This window comes from Bradyrhizobium sp. CCBAU 45394, assembly GCF_028128655.1.
GTDB classification, from domain to species: domain Bacteria; phylum Pseudomonadota; class Alphaproteobacteria; order Rhizobiales; family Xanthobacteraceae; genus Bradyrhizobium; species Bradyrhizobium diazoefficiens.
In genome coordinates this window covers 239,081-259,809 of record NZ_LBIX01000012.1, presented here as the reverse complement: position 1 = coordinate 259,809, position 20,729 = coordinate 239,081, and the positions used below count along the sequence as shown (strand labels likewise).

18 protein-coding genes and 1 other RNA gene are annotated in these 20,729 nt (G+C 65.7%); 9 read left to right on the top strand and 10 right to left on the bottom strand.

All coding sequences use genetic code 11. The features are described 5' to 3' along the window. Positions 1 to 16 precede the first annotated feature (16 nt). From WN73_RS08390 to WN73_RS08370, 5 genes are all read right to left on the bottom strand, one after another. On the bottom strand, positions 17 to 841 hold the full coding sequence (locus WN73_RS08390; RefSeq protein WP_028173440.1) for a TIGR00282 family metallophosphoesterase: 825 nt from the start codon (positions 839 to 841) through the stop codon (positions 17 to 19). Continuing rightward, entirely contained in the window at positions 819 to 1,415 is a 597-nt protein-coding gene (locus WN73_RS08385) for a 5-formyltetrahydrofolate cyclo-ligase (RefSeq protein ID WP_028173441.1), read from the bottom strand. The genes WN73_RS08390 and WN73_RS08385 overlap by 23 nt, the downstream gene beginning before the upstream one ends. 207 nt (positions 1,416 to 1,622) lie before the next feature. Then, positions 1,623 to 1,783: non-coding RNA, 6S RNA (gene ssrS, locus WN73_RS08380), on the bottom strand. A gap of 274 nt (positions 1,784 to 2,057) precedes the next feature. Beyond that, the gene (locus WN73_RS08375) at positions 2,058 to 2,441 is read right to left on the bottom strand and encodes a cell division protein ZapA (protein ID WP_028173442.1); all 384 of its coding nucleotides are present in this window, start codon (positions 2,439 to 2,441) and stop codon (positions 2,058 to 2,060) included. Further along, positions 2,438 to 2,758 carry a DUF4164 domain-containing protein gene (locus WN73_RS08370; protein WP_020608063.1) on the bottom strand — a complete coding sequence of 107 codons (321 nt, stop codon included), beginning with the start codon at positions 2,756 to 2,758 and terminating at the stop codon, positions 2,438 to 2,440. Before WN73_RS08370 ends, WN73_RS08375 begins: the two co-directional genes overlap by 4 nt. A 366-nt stretch (positions 2,759 to 3,124) precedes the next feature. On the opposite strand from WN73_RS08370, the gene tkt reads away from it, so the two are divergent. The 8 genes from tkt to WN73_RS08330 all read left to right on the top strand — a co-directional run bounded on the left by tkt (position 3,125) and on the right by WN73_RS08330 (position 12,673). Next, on the top strand, positions 3,125 to 5,140 hold the full coding sequence (gene tkt, locus WN73_RS08365; protein ID WP_074076589.1) for a transketolase: 2,016 nt from the start codon (positions 3,125 to 3,127) through the stop codon (positions 5,138 to 5,140). Between the two features lie 149 nt (positions 5,141 to 5,289). Then, the gene (gap, locus tag WN73_RS08360) at positions 5,290 to 6,297 is read left to right on the top strand and encodes a type I glyceraldehyde-3-phosphate dehydrogenase (protein ID WP_028173444.1); all 1,008 of its coding nucleotides are present in this window, start codon (positions 5,290 to 5,292) and stop codon (positions 6,295 to 6,297) included. A gap of 139 nt (positions 6,298 to 6,436) precedes the next feature. Further along, positions 6,437 to 7,633: a phosphoglycerate kinase gene (locus WN73_RS08355; protein ID WP_011084338.1), complete on the top strand. Its 1,197-nt coding sequence runs from the start codon at positions 6,437 to 6,439 to the stop codon at positions 7,631 to 7,633. Positions 7,634 to 7,687: 54 nt separating this feature from the next. Beyond that, positions 7,688 to 8,755: a class II fructose-bisphosphate aldolase gene (fba, locus tag WN73_RS08350; RefSeq protein ID WP_011084337.1), complete on the top strand. Its 1,068-nt coding sequence runs from the start codon at positions 7,688 to 7,690 to the stop codon at positions 8,753 to 8,755. Between the two features lie 239 nt (positions 8,756 to 8,994). Beyond that, the gene (locus WN73_RS08345) at positions 8,995 to 10,020 is read left to right on the top strand and encodes a class I fructose-bisphosphate aldolase (RefSeq protein WP_028173445.1); all 1,026 of its coding nucleotides are present in this window, start codon (positions 8,995 to 8,997) and stop codon (positions 10,018 to 10,020) included. Positions 10,021 to 10,023: 3 nt separating this feature from the next. Further along, the gene (locus WN73_RS08340; protein WP_028173446.1) at positions 10,024 to 10,710 is read left to right on the top strand and encodes a thiamine phosphate synthase; all 687 of its coding nucleotides are present in this window, start codon (positions 10,024 to 10,026) and stop codon (positions 10,708 to 10,710) included. Positions 10,711 to 10,718: 8 nt separating this feature from the next. Continuing rightward, positions 10,719 to 11,783 carry a tetratricopeptide repeat protein gene (locus tag WN73_RS08335; protein WP_028173447.1) on the top strand — a complete coding sequence of 355 codons (1,065 nt, stop codon included), beginning with the start codon at positions 10,719 to 10,721 and terminating at the stop codon, positions 11,781 to 11,783. Between the two features lie 98 nt (positions 11,784 to 11,881). Next, positions 11,882 to 12,673 carry an inositol monophosphatase family protein gene (locus WN73_RS08330; RefSeq protein ID WP_028173448.1) on the top strand — a complete coding sequence of 264 codons (792 nt, stop codon included), beginning with the start codon at positions 11,882 to 11,884 and terminating at the stop codon, positions 12,671 to 12,673. A 132-nt stretch (positions 12,674 to 12,805) separates the two neighbouring features. Here WN73_RS08330 and WN73_RS08325 read toward each other — a convergent pair whose 3' ends face one another. The 5 genes from WN73_RS08325 to WN73_RS08305 all read right to left on the bottom strand — a co-directional run bounded on the left by WN73_RS08325 (position 12,806) and on the right by WN73_RS08305 (position 19,522). Further along, the gene (locus WN73_RS08325) at positions 12,806 to 15,958 is read right to left on the bottom strand and encodes a multidrug efflux RND transporter permease subunit (RefSeq protein ID WP_271552296.1); all 3,153 of its coding nucleotides are present in this window, start codon (positions 15,956 to 15,958) and stop codon (positions 12,806 to 12,808) included. Positions 15,959 to 15,964: 6 nt separating this feature from the next. After that, positions 15,965 to 17,158: an efflux RND transporter periplasmic adaptor subunit gene (locus WN73_RS08320; protein ID WP_011084331.1), complete on the bottom strand. Its 1,194-nt coding sequence runs from the start codon at positions 17,156 to 17,158 to the stop codon at positions 15,965 to 15,967. A 419-nt stretch (positions 17,159 to 17,577) separates the two neighbouring features. Further along, on the bottom strand, positions 17,578 to 17,985 hold the full coding sequence (locus WN73_RS08315) for a hypothetical protein (protein ID WP_038965389.1): 408 nt from the start codon (positions 17,983 to 17,985) through the stop codon (positions 17,578 to 17,580). A gap of 347 nt (positions 17,986 to 18,332) precedes the next feature. Next, entirely contained in the window at positions 18,333 to 19,373 is a 1,041-nt protein-coding gene (locus WN73_RS08310) for an SAM-dependent methyltransferase (RefSeq protein ID WP_271552295.1), read from the bottom strand. Next, on the bottom strand, positions 19,370 to 19,522 hold the full coding sequence (locus tag WN73_RS08305) for a hypothetical protein (RefSeq protein WP_162494056.1): 153 nt from the start codon (positions 19,520 to 19,522) through the stop codon (positions 19,370 to 19,372). The genes WN73_RS08310 and WN73_RS08305 overlap by 4 nt, the downstream gene beginning before the upstream one ends. A 185-nt stretch (positions 19,523 to 19,707) precedes the next feature. Between WN73_RS08305 and WN73_RS08300 the strand changes: the two genes are divergently transcribed. Further along, positions 19,708 to 20,727 (top strand): hypothetical protein, encoded by a 1,020-nt coding sequence (locus WN73_RS08300; protein ID WP_038965387.1) that lies wholly within the window; start codon positions 19,708 to 19,710, stop codon positions 20,725 to 20,727. Positions 20,728 to 20,729 lie beyond the last annotated feature (2 nt).

Below are 20,729 nucleotides of genomic sequence, written 5' to 3'. Positions count from 1 at the left end.
GTGTGTAGCGCGACCGTCAGCTCAACCAGAACCTCGGTGTCGCCGGCTCCAGCCGGCCGCCCACGCGCACCGGCGCGATCCGCAGCGCGAGGCCCGTTGCATCGTCGGTCTCGATCGCAACGCCGCTGAGCGTCGCCACTCCGGCCGCCGGCTCGAACCGGCCGGAGGGAATCCCCGACGTGAACCGGCGCAGCGGTTCTTCCTTCTGCATGCCGATGATGGAATCGTAGTCGCCGGTCATGCCGGCATCCGTCATGTAGGCGGTGCCGCCGTTGAGGATCTGGTGATCGGCGGTCGGCACATGGGTGTGGGTGCCGACGACGAGGCTGGCGCGGCCGTCGCAGAAGAAGCCGATGCCCTGCTTCTCGCTGCTCGCCTCGCAATGGAAATCGACGACGATCGCATCCGCTGCAACGCCGAGCGGACAGGCGCCGAGCTCGCGCTCCAGCGCCGCAAAGGGATCGTCGAACGGAGTCATGAAGACGCGGCCCAAAGCATTGACGACGAGCGCATGCTTGCCGTTCTTGGTCTCGACCAGCGCCGCGCCGCGGCCGGGCGTGCCGCGCGGATAGTTCGCGGGCCGCACCAGGCGGTCGGCGCGCTCGATGAACACCAGGGCCTCGCGCTGGTCCCAGGAGTGATTGCCGAGCGTCACCGCGTCGGCGCCGGCATCGAGAAACTCCTGATAGATCGCTTCGGTGATGCCGAAGCCGCCGGCGGAATTTTCGCCGTTGACGACGACGAAATCGAGCGACCAGTCCTTGACCATGCCGGGCAGATATTCGGCGATGGCCGTGCGCCCCGCACGGCCGACGACATCACCCACGAAGAGAATGCGCAACTTCAGAACTCCGGAAATCGAACACGTCCGATTCCGTTAGCACATAATCCAGCGCGACGTCGTGGGATAGTGCCGGAACCGCCTCGATCTCCTGCGCGGCAAACGCAAGCCCGATGCCGACGATTTGCTTGGTCTTGCGCAAGTGAGCGAAGGTGAAGTCGTAATGCCCGGCACCATAACCGATGCGGTGGCCGAGCCGGTCGAAGGCCGCGAGCGGCGTCAGCATGATGTCGGGGATGACTTCGCTTGCTGCCGGCGACGGCTCGGGAATGCCGAGCGGGCCGAGCATCAGCCGGTCGTTCGGATGAAAGATACGGAAGACCAGCGACTGGCCGCGCGCGGTGACACAGGGCAGCGCCAGCCTTGCGCCCTCCTCGGCGAGCTTCCTCAAGAGCGGCATCGGGTCGATCTCGCTGCGGATCGGCGAATAGCCGGAGACGATGCTGCCGGGCAGCAGCTTGAACGGCAGCCCGCGCTTGGCGAGCTTGGTGGCAGCGGCGGCGCGCTTCTTCTCGCTCAGCGCGTCGCGTTTGGCGAGGGCTTTGGCACGGAGCTCGGCTTTCGAATTGGACATGCGCGCTTTCCCCCGAAGGCAGAGCCTCGCTCCGCTGTCATCACCCGCGAAAGCGGGTGATCCAGTATTCCAGAGACGCGAGTTGCAAGAACCGAGACGCCGCGGCGTACTGGATGCCCGCCTTCGCGGGCATGACACCGAGACTCAATTGAACCGCAAGCGTGTCGGGGACGCAATTTCGACAAGCACAAACCAAGCAAACAAAAGTGCGAAGCCGCGGACGCCGTTGAAGCACTCGATCCCGGAGTTCCCTACGAAAGTAGGTGGGCACCATATGTCCGGGCCCACGGGCCCGGCCAGGGACAGTTCCCTAAAGGATCGATAAGGCCCCGGGGATATATGGCTCCGGACGCGCGTCGCAGCCTCGCCTTTGCAATGTAACAACGATACTGACGAACCGCCAGCCCGCCGACGGGCTGCCGAGCTTCGGTGCAATGAAATCAGTCCTTCCTGCCGCCACGGCGGAAGTGCGCTCCCTCCCCCGCTTGCGGGGGAGGGTTGGGGAGAGGGTGTCTCCGCACTGAGATTCCCCAAGAGGTGAGAGCCCTCACCCGGCACTTCGCGCCGACCTCTCCCGCAAGCGGGAGAGGTTGAGCCCGCGGTTACATCGAGCGGACCAACTGATCGAGTCTTCCGCGGTCCCTACCCGATCGCGATGCCGCCTCCGACGGTCCGGTTCAGGACCTGGGTCGACTTCTCGATGCGTTCGGCTGCGGCGTTCAGCGCGTTCACCACCGCGGTCTGCGTCATCCTGGCGCGCTCGACGGCGGCATTGCGGAAATCCCGCAGCTCGGTCAATTCCTGCTCCATGGTGCGGACGCGGTTGCCGGCGTCGACCAGCTCGTCGCAGACGGTCAGCGCCGCCATCACAGTCAGGCGCGCATCGCCGATCTCGCCGAATTTTCCGCGCAGCGACTGAATCCGCGTCTCCAGGCTTTCGGCGAGCTTGAGCAGCCGCACCTCCTGGCCCTCCTCGCAGGCCATGCGGTATTGCCGGCCGTTGATGGTGACGTTGATGTGGCTCATCCATCCTCTCCGGTATCGAGCACCGAGCGTATCGTGACGATCGCGGAATCCAGCCGATCGGAGATCTCGCGATTGGTGCGCTCGAGCTTGCGCGCCTTCACCAGCGCACCATCGAGCTCATCGGCAAGCCGCGAGCGGTCCGCGCCGAGCGCCTGGATTCGCGCGGCGAGCTCGTTCTCGTCGCGATCGGCGTCGCGCCGGCGCTCCACCGCGCTCTCGAGCGCGTCGAGCGCCGCCATGAGCCTGCGGGTCGCGATCTCGATCTCGACGGCGGAGGACTCCGTCATGGCGGAACTGTTGGATACGCGATCGTTCATGCGGTCAGCGGCGGACCTTGGTGGCCTTTGCATCGGGGCTTGCCGCCCGGCAAAAGACTCGGTTCGGCAAGCGGTTAGAAGCAGAAATTTACGTGGCAAGCTAGCCCAGCGCAATGTCGCCGCGAAACTATGCACCGCTAGATCGGCCCTCGGCATGGCGGCCGGCTGGTTCCAGATCTGCATGATCCGCGGCTGCGGCTTTTCCGGATCATGCCCCAGGCAACTTTTGCGGCCAAACCGGCGTTTGATTGCCTTGGACTCCCGGAACCGAGATGCTATCCAGCCCCCAACCTCCCGTGACCGCCAGGCTCGATCCAGCGCGGCGCACACGGCCATCAAGCACCTCATTCCAGACGGATTTTCATCATGATGCAGCTCGATGCCTCCCGTATGGCCCATACGCAGGTCGACCACTCCCGTATGGCCAACGCGATCCGCGGCCTTTCGATGGACGCTGTCGAGAAGGCGAAATCGGGCCATCCCGGCCTGCCGATGGGCGCCGCCGACATCGCCACGGTGCTGTTCACGCAGTTCCTGAAATTCGACGCCGCCGCGCCCGCCTGGCCGGACCGCGACCGCTTCGTGCTGTCGGCCGGCCACGGCTCGATGCTGCTCTATTCGCTGCTGTACCTGACCGGCAATGCCGACATGACGCTGGACCAGCTCAAGCAATTCCGCCAGCTCGGCGGGCTGACGCCTGGCCACCCGGAGAACTTCCACACCAAGGGCATCGAGACCACCACCGGTCCGCTCGGCCAGGGCATCTCGACCGCGGTCGGCATGGCGCTCGCCGAGAAGATGCTCGCCGCCGAGTTCGGCAAGAAGATCGTCGATCACCACACCTTCGTGCTCGCCTCCGACGGCGACCTGATGGAAGGCGTGTCGCAGGAAGCGATCGCGATGGCCGGGCACTGGAAGCTCAACAAGCTGATCGTGCTCTACGACGACAACGGCATCTCGATCGACGGCCCGACCTCGATCGCCGATTCCGTCGATCAGGTGAAGCGCTTCAAGTCCGCCGGCTGGGCCGCCGAGAAGATCGACGGCCACGACCAGGCCGCCATCACAGCGGCCATCACGCGCGCGAAGAAGTCCAACAAGCCGACGCTGATCGCCTGCCGCACCACCATCGGCTTCGGCGCGCCGCACAAGGCCGGCACGTCGAAGGTGCACGGCGAGGCGCTCGGCGCCGAGGAGCTCAAGGCCGCCAAGGAAAATCTCGGCATCTCGCTCGAGCCGTTCTCGGTGCCCGACGACGTGCTGAAAGCCTGGCGCGCGGCCGGCAGCCGCGGCGCTGCGGCTCGGCAGGAATGGGAAGGACGGCTCGGCGAGCTCGGCAGCCGCAAGCGCGCCGAGTTCGAGCGCCGCCTGCGCCATGAGCGTCCGGCCTCGCTCGCAAAGGCGGTGCGCGCGTACAAGAAGGAGCTACTGGAAAAGCCGTTGGTTGCGGCCACCCGCAAATCCTCGGAAGCGGTGATCGAAGTCATTGCCGGCGCCATGCCGATGGAATTCCTCGCAGGCTCGGCCGACCTCACCGGCTCCAACAACAACAAGGCGAAGTCGGCGACCGCCTTCTCGGCCAAGACGCCGAAGGGCCGCTTCATCCATTACGGCATCCGCGAGCACGGCATGGCCGCCGCGATGAACGGCATCTTCCTGCACGGCGGCTTCGCGCCGAACGGCGCAACCTTCCTGGTGTTCACCGACTATGCGCGTCCGGCGATGCGCCTTGCCGCGCTGATGGGCACCGGTGTCGTCTACGTGATGACGCACGATTCCATCGGCCTCGGCGAAGACGGCCCGACCCATCAGCCGGTCGAGCATCTCGCCGCGCTTCGCGCCATTCCAAACATGCGCGTGTTCCGTCCCTGCGACTCCGTCGAAGTCGCCGAGTGTTGGGAGCTCGCGCTCAACCGCATCGACGGCCCGACGGTGCTGGCGCTGACGCGGCAGAACCTGCCGCAGCTCCGCACCACCGCGCCGAACGACAATCCTTGCGCGGCCGGTGCCTACGAGCTGGTTCCGGCGCAGGGCGAAGCCAAGGCGACGCTGTTCGCCTCCGGCTCCGAGGTCGAAATCGCGGTCGCCGCCCAGAAGCAGCTCGCCGAGCGCGGCATCCCGTCACGGGTGGTGTCGGTGCCCTCGCTCGAGCTTTTGTTAGCGCAACCAGAAGCCAAGCGCGCCGAGATCATCGGCAACGCGCCGGTGAAGGTCGCTATCGAGGCCGCCGTGCGCTGGGGCTGGGATGCTGTGATCGGCCAGGATGGCGAATTTGTCGGCATGCATTCCTTCGGCGCGAGCGCGCCGGCGAAGGACCTGTACAAGCATTTCGGCATTACCGCCGAGGCTGCGGTTAACGCCGTGCTGAAGCGCGTATCCTGAGAGTTGAGCTTGCCAAAAAAAAGGACTACGTAACGTCCCATATGATCAAGCACCGCCCGGCCGAACCGGGCGTCCGCCCTAAAAAACCCTCGCTGACGCGTTAGCCGCGCGTCCGGCGGGACGACAACGGTCATTGAAGGAGACGAAAGATGGCAGTCCGCGTTGGAATCAACGGTTTTGGTCGTATCGGCCGCAACGTCCTGCGGGCGATTGCAGAGTCCGGCCGCAAGGATATCGAGGTGGTCGGCATCAACGACCTCGGCCCGGTCGAGACCAATGCCCATCTGCTCCGTTTCGACAGCGTTCACGGCCGCTTCCCCGGCACCGTCACCGTCGACGGTGATTCGATCAGCCTCGGAGGCGGCAAGATCAAGGTGACCGCCGAGCGCGATCCCTCGAAGCTGCCCTGGAAGGATCTCGGCGTCGACATCGCGCTGGAATGCACCGGCATCTTCACCTCGAAGGACAAGGCCTCCGCACATCTGACCGCCGGCGCCAAGCGCGTGCTGGTCTCCGCGCCCGCCGACGGCGCCGACGCCACCATCGTCTACGGCGTCAACCACGACACGCTGACCAGGGATCACCTGGTCGTCTCCAACGGTTCCTGCACGACGAACTGCCTCGCGCCGGTCGCCAAGGTCCTGAACGATCTCGTCGGCATCGAGACCGGCTTCATGACCACGATCCACGCCTATACCGGCGACCAGCCGACGCTCGACACCATGCACAAGGATCTCTATCGCGGCCGCGCGGCGGCGATGTCGATGATCCCGACCTCGACCGGCGCCGCCAAGGCGATCGGCCTCGTGCTGCCGGAACTGAAGGGCAAGCTCGACGGCGTCGCGATCCGCGTGCCGACCCCGAACGTCTCGGTCGTCGATCTCAAGATCATTGCCAAGCGCGCCACCGACGTGAAGGAAATCAACGCGGCGATGAAGCGCGCCTCCGAGCAGCAGCTCAAGGGCATCCTCGGCTACACCAATGCGCCGAACGTCTCGATCGACTTCAACCACGATCCGCACTCCTCGACCTTCCACGAGGACCAGACCAAGGTGCAGAACGGCACGCTGGTGCGCGTGATGTCCTGGTACGACAACGAGTGGGGCTTCTCGAACCGCATGGCCGACACCGCGGTCGCGATCGCGAAGGTGATCTAACTCCGCAGCGGTTTCGTCATTCCGGGATGGTCCGTAAGGACCAGACCCGGAATCTCGAGATTCTCAGGTGCGCAACTGCGCACCAGGGTTCGCGCTAAGCGCGCCCCGGAATGACAGTCCAAATGGTTGAGGCCATCCCATGGCGAACAAATTCCGCACCCTCGACGACGTCGACGTGAAGGGCAAACGCGTGCTGCTGCGCGTCGACCTCAACGTGCCCATGGAGAACGGGCGCGTCACCGACGCAACCCGGCTCGAGCGCGTCGCGCCGACCATCACCGAGCTCGCCGACAAGGGCGGCAAGGTGATCCTGCTCGCGCATTTCGGCCGGCCGAAGGGACGCGACGCCAAGGAGTCGCTCAAGCCCGTCACCGAGGCGCTGTCGAAGGTCCTGAACAAGCCCGTTGCGTTTGCCGACGACTGCATCGGCGAGCCCGCGGCCACGGCCGTGGCGGCACTCAAGGACGGCGACATCCTGTGCCTGGAAAACACCCGCTTCCACAAGGAAGAGGAAAAGAACGATCCCGCCTTCGTCGCGGAATTGGCCAAGCTCGGCGACATCTGGGTCAATGACGCGTTCTCGGCCGCGCACCGCGCCCACGCCTCGACCGAAGGCCTCGGCCACAAGCTGCCGGCCTACGCCGGCCGCACCATGCAGGCCGAGCTCGATGCGCTGGAGAAGGCGCTGGGCTCGCCGACCAAGCCGGTCATCGCGATCATCGGCGGCGCCAAGGTCTCGACCAAGATCGACCTGCTCGAAAATCTCGTCAGCAAGGTCGACGCGCTGGTGATCGGCGGCGGCATGGCCAACACCTTCCTGCACGCCCAGGGCGTCGGCATCGGCAAGTCGCTGGCCGAGAAGGATCTCGCGCCGACCGCGCTGCGCATCATTGAGAAGGCGGAAGCCGCCAACTGCGCCATCATCCTGCCGGTCGACGCCACCGTCGCCTATCATTTCGCGGCCAACGCGCCGTCCCACGCCTACGGCCTCGATGCGATCCCGGCCGACGGCATGATCCTCGACGTCGGCCCGCAATCGGTCGCGCGCGTGCACGCGGCGATCGACGACGCGGCGACGCTGGTCTGGAACGGGCCGCTCGGCGCCTTCGAGATGCAGCCGTTCGACCGCGGCACGGTCGCGGCCGCCAAGCACGCCGCCGAGCGCACCAAGGCGAAAAAGTTGATCTCGATCGCGGGCGGCGGCGACACCGTCGCGGCCCTCAACCAGGCCCACGTGGCCGGTGACTTCACCTATGTCTCGACCGCCGGTGGCGCATTTCTTGAATGGATGGAAGGCAAGCCACTGCCCGGCGTCGAGGTCCTGCGCATCAAGTAGTCAGTCGACAAGTAGCTAGCGGGCCCTGAAGGCCCAAACCGGAGAAAAAGACACATGGCTCGGATCACGTTACGTCAATTGCTCGACCATGCGGCTGAGAACGATTACGGCGTACCGGCCTTCAACATCAACAACATGGAGCAGGCGCTGGCGATCATGGACGCCGCCAACCAGGTCGATGCGCCCGTCATCATCCAGGCCTCGCGCGGTGCGCGCTCCTACGCCAACGACGTCATGCTCAAGCACATGATGGACGCGGTGACCGAGATCTACCCGCACATCCCGGTCTGCGTGCATCTCGACCACGGCAACGAGCCGGCGACCTGCATGACCGCGATCCAGGCCGGCTTCACCTCGGTGATGATGGACGGCTCGCTCAAGGCCGACGGCAAGACCCCCGGCGACTGGGGCTACAATGTCGGCGTCACCAAGACCGTGACCGACATGGCCCATCTCGGCGGCATCTCGGTCGAGGGCGAGCTCGGCGTGCTCGGCTCGCTCGAGACCGGCATGGGCGACAAGGAAGACGGCCACGGCGCCGAAGGCAAGCTCAGCCACGACCAGCTCCTGACCAATCCGGACGAGGCCGTGAAGTTCGTGCAGGAGACCAGGGTCGACGCGCTCGCGATCGCGATGGGGACTTCGCACGGTGCTTACAAATTTACCCGCAAGCCGGACGGCGACATCCTCGCCATGAAGGTGATCGAGGAGATCCACCGCAAGCTGCCGAACACGCACCTCGTCATGCACGGCTCGTCGTCGGTGCCGCAGGACCTCCAGGACATCATCAACACCTATGGCGGCAAGATGAAGCCGACCTGGGGCGTGCCTGTTACCGAGATCCAGCGCGGCATCAAGAACGGCGTGCGCAAGATCAACATCGACACCGACAACCGGATGGCGATGACCGGCCAGATCCGGAAGGTGCTGAAGGACAATCCGGAAGAGTTCGACCCGCGCAAGTACCTGAAGCCGGCGATGGAAGCGATGACCAAGCTGTGCAAGCAGCGGCTCCAGGAGTTCAACACCGCCGGCCAGGCCTCCAAGATCAAGAAGGTCCTGACCACCGCCGAGATGGCCAAGCGCTACGCCAAGGGTGAGCTCGACCCCCGCGTCGCGTAGCGATCGCGCGGTGGCGTAAGGCCTCCGGACACACCCTCCCGTCATTCCGGGACACGCGAAGCGTGGGCCCGGAATCCATAACCACAGCCTGGGGTTATGGATTCCGGGCCTGCGCCTTTCGGCGCATCCCGGAATGACAGAGAACCCCCTTACCCCTGCGACGAACGTTAACTCGGCATTTGCCCGAGAACGGTCTATTTTCACGGGCAAGGGCAGAATCGTTTTGGGAGGACCTCTCGATGGATCTGACTGAGCTCAACAGGATCGCGACCGCCATGGTCGCGCCCGGCAAGGGCATCCTTGCCGCCGACGAATCCTCCGGCACCATCAAGAAGCGCTTCGACGCGATCGGCGTGGAATCGACGGAATCGAACCGGCGCGACTACCGCGAGATGCTGTTCCGATCCAGGGAAGCCATGAGCCAGTACATCTCCGGCGTGATCCTCTATGACGAGACGATCTGGCAGGATGCGAAGGACGGCACGCCGCTGGTGAAGCTGATCGAGAGTAGCGGCGCCATCCCGGGCATCAAGGTCGACGAAGGCACGCAAGGCTTGCCGATGTGCCCGGGCGAGCTCGTGACCGTCGGGCTCGACAAGCTCGCCGAGCGGCTGAAGAAATATTACGAGCGCGGCGCGCGCTTCGCCAAATGGCGCGCGGTGATCGACATCGGCAGCGGCATTCCTTCGATGACGGCGATCAGCGTCAACGCCCACGCACTGGCGCGCTATGCGGCGCTGTGCCAGGCCGCGCGGATCGTGCCGATCGTCGAGCCGGAAGTGCTGATGGACGGCGATCACGACATCGACCGCTGCTACGAGGTCACGCAGCGCGTGCTCAACAAGACGTTTCAGGAATTGCGCGTGCAGCGCGTCGCGCTCGAAGGCATGGTGCTGAAACCGAACATGGCGATCTCGGGCAAGAAGTGCGCGAAGCAGGCCCCCGTCGAGGAGGTCGCGGAGAAGACGATACGGCTGCTCAAGGCCTGTGTGCCGGCGGCGGTGCCCGGCATCGCCTTCCTCTCCGGCGGCCAGTCGGACGAAGAGGCAACCGCGCATCTCAACGCCATGCACAAGCTCGGCCCGCTGCCCTGGGGCCTGACCTTCTCCTACGGCCGCGCGCTTCAGGCCGCGCCGCAGAAGGCCTGGTCCGGCAAGGCCGAGAACGTCGCGGCCGGCCAGCGCGCCTTCAGCCATCGTGCACGAATGAACGGCCTCGCCTCCAAAGGCGAATGGCAAAGCAGCCTGGAAAAGAAAGCGGCCTAGACCTTGTCGAACAAATCGCCTCCGCCGCGCCCGGCGCCGCGCCTTTATCTCGCGACGCCTGTTGTCGATGACCCAGCTTCGCTCGTCGCCGAGTTGCCGGGCCTGCTCGCGGCCGCCGACGTCGCGGCCGTGCTGGTGCGGCTGAAGGAGACCGACCAGCGCACCATGATCTCGTGGATCAAGGCACTCGCGCCGCCGGTCCAGAAGGCCGGCGCCGCGCTGCTGATCGACGGCCATGCCGAACTGGTCGCGCGCGGCGGTGCCGACGGCGCGCACCTGCCCGGCATCGCCGCGCTGAAAGAGGCGCTGCCATCGCTCAAGCCCGATCGCATCGCCGGCGTCGGCGGGCTGACGACACGGCACCATTCCATGGATGCGGGCGAAATTGGCGCGGATTATTTGCTGTTCGGCGAGCCCGATGCAAAGGGCCAGCGTCCGTCGTCCGAGGCGATCGCCGAGCGGCTGGATTGGTGGGCCGAGCTGTTCGAGCCGCCCTGCGTCGGCTTTGCGACCTCGCTGGAAGAGGCCTACGATTTCGCCGCCAGCGGCGCCGATTTCGTGCTGGTCGGCGAGTTCGTCTGGGCCGATCCGCGCGGGGCCAAGGCCGCACTGATCGAGGCCGACGCCACGATCAAGAAGGCCCATGCGGCTGCGCTCGCAAGCCAAAATCCCGCGGGCGAGCACGGCTAGCGCCCGACATGAAGCTCCCGCGCATCACCATCCTGGCCACGCTGCTGCTCACGGTGCCCGCGGCCGCGCAACTCCAGATCGCGCCGCCGGCCACAACGCCGAGCCCGCCGGCCGAGAAGCAGAAAGCCAAGCCGCCCGCGCCCCCCAAGAAGAAGGAGGCCGCGCCGGCGCCGAAGCCGTCCGCCTCCCCCAAGCCGGCGCTGCCCGCGACCGTGATCCCGGCGCCTCCGACCGACAATTCCAATGTCGACCTGGTGTTCGGCGCCTACCAGCGCGGCCAGTACAAGACCGCGTTCGAGCTCGCCACCGCCCGCGCCCAGGCGGGCGATCCCAAGGCGATGACCATGCTGGGCGAGCTCTATTCCAACGCCATGGGCATCAAGCGCGACTACGCCAAGGCGCTCGAATGGTACAAGCGTGCGTCCGACGCCGGCGACCGCGAGGCGATGTTCGCGCTCGCCATGATGCGCATCGCCGGCCGCGGCGGCCCGGTCGACAAGGGCGAGGCGGTGAAGCTGATGGCTTCCGCCGCCAAGCTCGGCGAGCCCAAGGCTGCCTATAACCTCGCTTTGCTCTATCTCGACGGCCAGACCCTGCCGCAGGACGTCAAGCGTTCCGCCGAGCTGCTGCGGCAGGCGGCGGACGCCGGCCTGCCCGAGGCGCAATACGCGCTGGCGACCTTCTACAAGGAGGGCACCGGCGTGCCGAAGGACCCGGAACGCGCGGTGCGGCTGCTCCAGGCGGCCTCGCTGACCGACAATGTCGATGCCGAGGTCGAATACGCCATCGCGCTGTTCAACGGCACCGGCACGCCGAAGAACCAACCGGCGGCCGTAGCCCTGCTCCGCAAGGCGTCCCGCCAGGGCAGCGCGATCGCGCAGAACCGGCTGGCCTGGGTGCTGATCAACGGCATGGGCACGCCCGTGGACAAGGTCGAGGGGTTCAAATGGCACCTGGTGGCCAAGACCGGCGGCAAGGGCGATCCGGAGCTCGACAAGCAATTGTCCGATCTGCCGGCCGAGGACCGGGCCAAGGCCGAGGCCGCCGCCAGGAAATGGCTCGGCGCCAAATGACCTGACGCAATGACTTGACGTTGGGCCCCCCACAGGGCACCCAATCCCCCAAACAGGCGCGTTTTCGCGCCATTTCCCCCGATCAAGACCGGAAGCTCATGCTGTATTCCGCCACTATCAACGTCATGGTCAAGGCCGCGCGCCGCGCCGGCCGCAGCCTCAAACGCGATCTCGGCGAGATCGAGCATCTGCAGGTCTCGCTCAAGGGGCCGGCGAATTTCGTCTCGCTCGCCGACAAGCGCGCCGAGGAGATCCTCTATCAGGACCTCGCCAAGGCGCGGCCCGGCTACGGCTTCATCGGCGAGGAAGGCGGCACCCGCGAGGGCACCGACAAGAGCCACACCTGGATCGTCGATCCGCTCGACGGCACCACCAACTTCCTGCACGGCATCCCGCAATTCGCGATCTCGATCGGCCTCGCCCGCGAGGGTACGATCATCGCCGGCGTGATCTACAACCCCGCCAATGACGAGCTCTACATCGCCGAGCGCGGCAAGGGCGCCTTCCTCAACGACCAGCGCCTGCGCGTGGCCGGCCGCCGCCAGCTCAACGAATGCGTGGTGGCCTGCGGCCTGCCCCATATCGGCCGCGGCGACCACGAGGAATTCCGCCGCGAGATGACCGCGATCCAGGACCGCGTCGCGGGCCTGCGCCGCTTCGGCGCCGCCTCCCTCGACCTCGCCTTCGTCGCCGCCGGCCGCCTCGACGGCTATTGGGAGCGCAACCTGCAATCCTGGGACATCGCCGCCGGCATGATCATGGTGCGCGAGGCAGGCGGCACGGTGAGCGACATCGACACGACAGGCGATGCGCTGGTGACCGGGCATGTGGTGTGCGGGAACGAGTTCGTGCACGGGGAGCTGGTGAAGATTTTGCGGAAGCCTGCGTAGCGCGCCGCCCCGTCCACGTCGTCATTCCGGGGCGCGCCTCTTGGCGCGAGCCCGGAATCCATTGATCCGAGTCAATGGTGGCGCGATGGATTCCGGGTTCGCGCGATGCGCGCCCCGGCATGACAGTTTGCCCTATAGCTTCACCGGCGCCGGGGGCCCGTAGGCCTCGCCTTCCGCCGCCACCTTCTCCCGATCACCCGCCAGCACGCGCTGCACGGAGACGAAGAACACCGGCACCATCAGCAGCGCCAGGATCACCACCGCGATCATGCCGCCCATGACGATGCTGCCGAGCGCCTGCTGGCTGGCGCCGCCGGCGCCGTGGGCGATGGCCATCGGCAGCACGCCGCAGATGAAGGCAAGGCCGGTCATCAGGATCGGGCGGAAGCGCAGGCGGCAGGCCTCGATGGTCGCGTCCACCAGCGGCTTGCCTTCTTTGCGCAGATCCTTGGCGAACTCGATGATCAGGATCGCGTCCTTGGCCGCAAGCCCGATGATGGTGATCAGGCCGACGGTGAAATAGACGTCGTTGGGCAGGCCGCGCAGCATCGCCGCGATCACGGCACCGACGATGCCGAGCGGCACGGTGAGCAGCACCGCGAGCGGAATGGTCCAGCTCTCGTAGAGCGCGGCGAGGCACAGGAACACCACGAACACCGAGAGCGCGAGCAGGAACGGCGCCTGCGAGCCCGACAGCTTCTCCTGGAGCGACTGACCGGTCCATTCATAGCCGAAGCCGCGCGGCAGCTTGCCGGCAAGGCGCTCCATCTCGGCGATGGCGTCGCCCGAGGTGAAGCCGGGCTTGGCCTCACCGGAGATGCGCACCGCCGGATAGTAGTTGAAGCCGGCGATCTGTGTCGGGCCGCGTGCCCACTCCACCGTGGTGAACGACGAGAACGGCACGAGCTGGCCGCGGCTGTTCTTGACGTTGTAGTTGAGGATGTCCTCGGTGCGCATGCGGTCGCGGGCGTCGGCCTGCACCACGACGCGCTGCATGCGACCGCGGTTCGGGAAGTCGTTGATGTAGTTCGAGCCGAGATTGGTCGAGATGGTGTTGTTGATGTCCTCGAAGGTGACGCCGAAGGCGCCGGCCTTCTCGCGATCGATCACGAGATTGACGACGCCCGCCTCGGGCAAGCCCTCGACATAGACTTTCTGCAGCACCGGGCTCGCATTGGCTTCCGCGATGAGCTGGTCGGCGGCGCGCATCAGTGCCGGATAGCCCTTCTGGCCGCGGTCCTGGAGACGGAACGAGAAGCCCGAGGAGTTGCCGAGATTGTCGATCGGCGGCGGCTGCAGCGCGGAGATCTTCGCATCGCGGATCGACGACGACAAATCGCGGTTGATGTCGGCAACGATCGCGGCGGCCGACTCCTTCGGCCCACGCTCCGACCAGTCCTTCAAGGTGATGAAAGCCTGCGCGGTGTTCATGCCCTGACCGGAGAAGCTGAAGCCGGTGAGGAAGGTGACGTTGTCGACGCCCGGCCGCTGCGCCAGATATTTTTCCACCTTCTCGATCACGGCTTCGGTGCGGGCGTAGGAGGAGTCCGACGGCGTCTGCACGTCGGTGGTGACGAAGCCCTGGTCGTCGACGGGCAGGAAGCCGCCTGGCAGGTTGACGAAGGCCCAGGACAGGCCGACGAGCAGCGCGACATAGACCAGCATCAGGCGGCCGGTGCGCTTCAGCGAGAAGCCGACGGTGCGCCCGTAGTGAAACCGAGCGGCCTCCAGCATGTGATTGAACCGGCTGAACACGACGTTGCTGGAATCGCCGTGCCCCTTGGCCACGGGCTTCAACAACGTGGCGCACAGCGCCGGCGTCAGCGACAGCGCGAGGAAGGCGGAGAAGCCGATCGCGGCCACCATGGTCACCGAGAACTGGCGGTAGATGATGCCGACCGAACCGGGGAAGAACGCCATCGGCACGAACACGGCCATCAGCACCAGCGTGATGCCGATGATGGCGCCCGATATCTGCGACATCGCCTTGCGCGTCGCCTCCTTCGGCGGCAGCCCCTCCTCGCTCATGATGCGCTCGACGTTCTCGACCACGACGATGGCATCGTCGACGAGGATGCCCACGGCAAGCACCATGCCGAACATCGAGAGCATGTTGATGGAGTAGCCGGCGAGCAGCAGCGTGGTGCAGGCGCCCAGGAGCGCCACCGGCACCACGATGGTCGGAATGATGGTGTAGCGGATGTTCTGCAAGAACAGGAACATCACCACGAACACCAGCACCACGGCTTCGACCAGCGTCGACAGCACCTTCTTGATCGAGGCCTCGACCACGGGCGTGATGTTGTAGGGGATCTCGTAGGAGATGTTGGCCGGGAAGAAGCGCGACAGCTCCTTCATCTTCTCTTCGACCGCGCTCGCGGTCGCCAGCGCGTTGCCGGTCGGCGACATCAGCACGGACAGGCCCGCGGTCGGCTTGCCGTCGAGGCGGGTGTTGAACTGGTAGCTGAGGCCTCCGACCTCGATGCGCGCGACGTCGCGCAGGCGCACGGTCGAACCGTCGGCGTTGGCACGCAGGATGATGGCGCCGAATTCATCGGGGGACGAGAGCTGGCCCTTGACCAGCACCAGCGCGGAGGTGCGCTGGGTCGAGGTCGACGGCTCGGCGCCGATGCTGCCCGAGGCGACCTGCGCATTCTGCGCCGATATCGCCTTGTTGACGTCGTCGGCGGTCAGTCCATAGCCGACGAGCTTGGCCGGATCGACCCAGACGCGAAGCGAGCGCTCGGTCGAATACAGCGTGGCGCGGCCGACGCCGGGGATGCGGCGGATCTCGCCGAGCACGTTGCGGATCATGAAGTCGCCGAGGCCGACCTCGTCGAGGCTGCCGTCGGTCGAGTTCAGCGTGATGATCTGGAGCACCGCGCTCGAGGCTTCCTCGATCAGAATGCCCTGCTGGATCACCGCGCGCGGCAGCCGCGCCTCGACGCGCTTGATGCGGTTCTGCACCTCGACGGACGCCGCGCTGGTATCCGTGCCGGGCTGGAAATTGGCGATGATCTCGACCTGGCCGAGCGAGTCGCTGGTCGATTCGAAATTGAGGATGCCGGAGGCGCCGTTGAGCTCCTCCTCGATCAGGCGCGTGACGCTGTTGTAGAGGTTCTCCGGCGAGGCGCCAGGATAGCTGGTCGAGATCGAGATCGAGGGCGGCGCGATGATCGGATATTGCGCGATCGGCAGCAGCGGCACCGAGATCGCGCCGATCAGACAGATGAACAGCGCCACAACCCAGGCGAAGATCGGCCTGTCGATGAAGAAACTCGCCATGGCACGTTACCGCGTCAGCTTCTGAGCGTGACGGTTATCTGCGGTCGCGTCCGCCTCCGACCAGGATTGCGGCTTGACCTTGTCGCCGGCCGCGAACTTCTGGAAGCCTTCGACCACGACCTTGTCGCCGGCCTTGAGGCCATCGGTGACGAACCAGATGCCGTCCTGCACCGAGCCGGTGCGCACCGGCTGCACCGCGATGCGGTTGTCATCCTTGACGACGAACACCTCGCTGCCGCCGCCGCCATTGCGCTGGATCGCCTGCTGCGGCACCGCGATGGCGTCGCTATCGAGGCCCTGGTCGAGGCGGACGCGGACATACATGCCCGGCAACAGCTCGCGCTTCGGATTGCGGAACTCGCCGCGCAGCGTCACCTGGCCGGTATGGGCGTCGACCTTGGCTTCAGAGAACAGCAGCTTGCCGTCGAGCGAATAAAGGGTGTTGTCGTCGAGCACGAGGCGCACCTTGACGGCATCGGCCTCGATGCGATCGAGATCGCCGCTCTCGAAGGCGCGGCGGAGCTGGTTGAGCTCGTTCACCGACTGGGTGAAGTCGGCATAGATCGGATCGAGCTGCTGGATGGTGGCGAGGTTGGTCTCGTTCTGCACGGCGAGCGCGCCTTCGCTGACGAGCGCTGCACCAACCACGCCGTCGATCGGCGCGCGCACGGTGGCATAGTCGAGATTGAGCTTGGCACGCGCGAGGTCGGCCTTGCGGCCCTCGACCTCGGCATGGGCCTGGCGTTCGGCGGCAACCGCCTTCTCGTTCTCGGCTTCGGGCGCTGCACGCTGGCTGGTGAGCGTGGCGATACGGTGCGCCTGCTGCTTGGCCTGCATCAACCCGGCTTCGGCCTTGGCGACCGCCGCCTCGTTGGCCATCACCTCGACCTCGAACGGACGCGGATCGATGCGATAGAGCGCATCGCCCGCCTTGACCTCGCTGCCCTGGCGGAACAGGCGCTCGACCACGATGCCGGAGACGCGCGGCCGCACATCGGAGACGCGCGTCGGCGCGATGCGGCCGGGCAATTCGCGCACCACGGCGCGGGCTTGCTGCTTGACGACGACGATGCTGACGTCAGGATCGGCAGGCTGGGCGGCGGACACGGCCGAGCTGGATTCCTCGCAGCCCGCGAGCAGCGGCGCAAAGGCCGCGAGCATCATTGCAACGCATGCCGATCGCGCACGAAGTCCTGACATGAAGTTAAGTGCCCCGATGTTGTTGAAACTGGTCACGCTCCGCGCGGGCCCGTTCTGGGCAAATCACGCGCGGCTGATGTCGTCAAAATAGAATGCGCCTGCTGCGATGCAACGCGTGGCGCGGGCGGCCCAATGTCACATGACCTATCGTGCTGAGTTCAGGTCACTTTCCGGCTCTCACCGGATTGTGAGTCGAGTTCCATCGCCGCGCGCTGCGACAGAACATCGCAATCAAACGTTTCGAGCCGGGACGTGCGTTCACGAGGGCGCAAACGATATTCAGCTACTGACGGCCAAGCGGAAGTTTTGCGATCAATCATAGCATCACGCTCGTGACCCGAAGCGGTCCTGCACGCGGATGGCGCGTCCTCGCATGCGCCATCCGCTCCCACAATAGATCTCTTGCGAAGAAACGAGACTTAAGCTTTCAGGTCGGTGATCCGCATAATCGCGACCACATTCCCGTCGTTGTACGCCTGTTCTTTTGTTTCCTTGTTGCAGGTCCAGACAAAATTCTTCTTGCCCGTAAAGGTCTTTCCCTCCTGCTCAAGCCGAAGCTCCCCTTCGGTGACATGGCAGACCATGGCATTCATCATCGGGGGGCCCATGGTCTTCGACCCCGGCTGCATAATGATATCGCGCATTGAGACGGTCTTAAAACCTGGGATCAGGGATGGTGTTTCGCCTTCATATTCACGCACCACGACACCTGGCCAAGGCGTCGTATCCTTGTAGCTTGTGGCTTGAGCGGCCGCTGGCTTGACCATGGCAGCCGAAACTGCAGCCAACCCGATTCCCAGTGCGGACCTTCGATTGACCTTGCTCATTGCTTTCCTCCCGACATTACTCGAACGAGCCGCCGCAAACGCAGCGCGCAAAGTTCGTGGTGAACGGTGGTGCGAGACCGAAAAAAGAACGGTCTCTAAGAGGAGTGTGCCTGCCGATAGCACCCGTGCTCTCGTTTGCCCGGACGGTGATTTCGGCACGTCCCGCTTCAAGGGGCAGTGACATTCTACGTCACCTGACGCATCCGGGAAACAGGTGGCGTCGCACGAAGACACTGCGGCCCCTTAGGAATGTCCGGAATTGGCCCCAATTCGGACCTCGGATGAGGTCTGCCATCGCGCCGCTATGGGGGCACAGCGGACCTCATGCATGCGCTGGGCACGCGGGACTATGAGACCCCCTCATCCGCCGCCTTCATCCGGTAGTGGCTGACGCCCCATTCCGTTCCGCCGGCGTAGCCGAACAGGCCCGATGTCGCGAGGAAGAACCAGCGCCAGCGTCGCATCCATAAGGCGGTCTCGTCGCCATGGACGTTGCGCAAGGAAGCCTCGATCGCGTCGCGATGGGCATCGAAATTGGCGAGCCAGTCGTTGGCGGTGCGCTGATAATGCGTGCCGCTCCAGCACCATTCCTTCTCGACCGTGAAGATGTCGTCGAATTGCCTGACGAGGTGATGGCTCGCCATCAGCCCGCCGGTGAAGACGTGCTGCGCAATCCAGTCCTCGCGATTGGCCCGGTCGAACAGATGGGAGCCGGAACGATGGGTAACGATGTGCATGAACAGGCGCCCCTCGGGCGCGAGCCATGACCGCAGGCGCGTCATCAGCTTGCGCCAGTTCATCACGTGCTCGAACATCTCGACCGAGACGATGCGGTCGAACTGGCCCTCGGGCGCGAACACGTTCATGTCGGCGGTGACCACGCGCAGGTTCAAAAGCCCGCGCAGCCGCGCCTGCTCCTCGACATAGGCCCGCTGGCCTTGCGAGTTCGACACCGCCGTCACCTTGGCATGCGGAAACTGCCGCGCCGTCCAGAGCGACAGCGAGCCCCAGCCGCAGCCGAGCTCGAGGATGGTCTGCCCGTCGGCGAGACCGGCATGCGCGACGGTCTGGCGCAGCGCCTCCTCTTCCGCCTCCCGCAGGGTGGTCGCATCGGTCGTGTAGAAGCAGGACGAGTATTTGCGGTTGGGGCCGAGCGCCTGCGCGATGAAGGATGCGGGCGCCTCGTCGTGCCCGGCATTGGCGGCATCGATGTCCTCGGCGATCGGCCGCAGCATCATCCGCCCGGCGAAGGCGGCCTCGTCGTCCGCGCCGAGGGCGGAGATGCGGGTCGCCGTCCGCGAGCACAGACGCTGGATCGCGGCGCGGATCACGACATCAGGCAGCGGCACGCGTTCGGCAGTCCCGATGATCGCGGAAACGACGCTCATGCGGCCACTCCCCTGGTCATGTCTGGTTCGGGACGCGGAAGAAGCAACGGGCAGGTTCGGGCGTTGCCGCCCGGCCGGATGCAGGCGAACGCCATCAGGACCGCGAGCAACGGCGCGATGACGTCCAGTCCCCCGAGATCCGTCACCATGCAAAAAATCCGACCTAAGCCTGCGGATTGCCGAAGTTTTGCAAAATACGTCCTTATCAAAGCGCGGTTTCGGCTTTGGGTTCCGGAAGCTCTCCACGGAATCCGCGCATCCGGCGCTTTTTTTGGGCTGGCGCTGTGCCATAGTGCGCGCCGCAAGCAAGCTTTCGTAACGGATGATACCGGACATGCCGTCAGGCGCCTCGCCCCGCTCCCCCATGGACATCGAATACACCAAGCTATCCTCGCCCAGCGTCTTCCTGGTGCGGATGCTGGTCTTCCTCGTGCTCTGCGCACTGGTGGGCGTGGTGCTCTACAAGCAGATCATCCAGGCTTTCTTCGCCAATCCGGGCCTCAACGCCCTGATCGGGGCGGTGCTGTTCATCGGCATCGTGCTGGCCTTCCGCCAGGTCATCCGGCTCTACCCAGAGGTGTCCTGGGTCAATAATTTCCGCATCGCCGATCCCGGCCTTGCCCCGGCCCGGCACCCCAAGCTGCTGGCGCCGATGGCGATGATCCTGGGCGGCGAGCGCACCGGGCGGATGACGATCACCCAGACCACGATGCGGCACCTGCTCGATTCGATCGCGACCCGCCTCGACGAGGCCCGGGACATCTCCCGCTACATGACCGGCCTGCTCGTCTTCCTCGGCCTGCTCGGCACCTTCTGGGGTCTGATCGAGACGGTCGGCTCGGTCGGCAAGGTGATCGACGGGCTCAAGGTCGGCGGCGATTCCGGGGCGCTGTTCGACACGCTGAAGGAGGGCCTCGCCGCCCCGCTCGGCGGCATGGGCATCTCGTTCTCGAGCTCCCTGTTCGGCCTCGCCGGCTCGCTGATCCTCGGCTTCCTCGACCTGCAATCGAGCCAGGCCCAGAACCGCTTCTACACCGACCTCGAGGACTGGCTCGCCACCACCGTGCGCGAATATGGCCGCGGCGAAGTGACCGTGGCCGCCACCGGCGGGGGTGTTGCCAGCGGCGAGCTTCAGGCCGCCGTCGAGCGGCTGCGCTCCGTGCTGGAGGAAGGCAGCGCCAGCCGCGGCACCACGGCGGCGATGGCGAGCCTTGCCGAAGCCATCCAGGCGCTGGTCTCGCACATGCGCACCGAGCAGCAGATGATCCGCGAATGGGCCGACGGCCAGGGCGAGCAGAACCGCGAGATCCGCCGCCTGCTGGAGCGGCTCGCGCGCCAGCCCGAGAAGGGTTAGCG

Bases quoted from the DNA above. Each gene is read 5' to 3' on its own strand.
- WN73_RS08345 (WP_028173445.1), top strand. From the start codon at position 8,995: ATGGATCTGACTGAGCTCAACAGGATCGCGACCGCCATGGTCGCGCCC.
- WN73_RS08335 (WP_028173447.1), top strand. From the start codon at position 10,719: ATGAAGCTCCCGCGCATCACCATCCTGGCCACGCTGCTGCTCACGGTG.
- WN73_RS08320 (WP_011084331.1), bottom strand. From the start codon at position 17,158: ATGTCAGGACTTCGTGCGCGATCGGCATGCGTTGCAATGATGCTCGCG.
- WN73_RS08375 (WP_028173442.1), bottom strand. From the start codon at position 2,441: ATGAGCCACATCAACGTCACCATCAACGGCCGGCAATACCGCATGGCC.
- WN73_RS08330 (WP_028173448.1), top strand. From the start codon at position 11,882: ATGCTGTATTCCGCCACTATCAACGTCATGGTCAAGGCCGCGCGCCGC.
- WN73_RS08385 (WP_028173441.1), bottom strand. From the start codon at position 1,415: ATGTCCAATTCGAAAGCCGAGCTCCGTGCCAAAGCCCTCGCCAAACGC.
- WN73_RS08370 (WP_020608063.1), bottom strand. From the start codon at position 2,758: ATGAACGATCGCGTATCCAACAGTTCCGCCATGACGGAGTCCTCCGCC.
- WN73_RS08300 (WP_038965387.1), top strand. From the start codon at position 19,708: ATGCCGTCAGGCGCCTCGCCCCGCTCCCCCATGGACATCGAATACACC.
- WN73_RS08310 (WP_271552295.1), bottom strand. From the start codon at position 19,373: ATGAGCGTCGTTTCCGCGATCATCGGGACTGCCGAACGCGTGCCGCTG.
- tkt (WP_074076589.1), top strand. From the start codon at position 3,125: ATGATGCAGCTCGATGCCTCCCGTATGGCCCATACGCAGGTCGACCAC.
- WN73_RS08325 (WP_271552296.1), bottom strand. From the start codon at position 15,958: ATGGCGAGTTTCTTCATCGACAGGCCGATCTTCGCCTGGGTTGTGGCG.
- WN73_RS08355 (WP_011084338.1), top strand. From the start codon at position 6,437: ATGGCGAACAAATTCCGCACCCTCGACGACGTCGACGTGAAGGGCAAA.
- gap (WP_028173444.1), top strand. From the start codon at position 5,290: ATGGCAGTCCGCGTTGGAATCAACGGTTTTGGTCGTATCGGCCGCAAC.
- WN73_RS08315 (WP_038965389.1), bottom strand. From the start codon at position 17,985: ATGAGCAAGGTCAATCGAAGGTCCGCACTGGGAATCGGGTTGGCTGCA.
- fba (WP_011084337.1), top strand. From the start codon at position 7,688: ATGGCTCGGATCACGTTACGTCAATTGCTCGACCATGCGGCTGAGAAC.
- WN73_RS08305 (WP_162494056.1), bottom strand. From the start codon at position 19,522: ATGGTGACGGATCTCGGGGGACTGGACGTCATCGCGCCGTTGCTCGCG.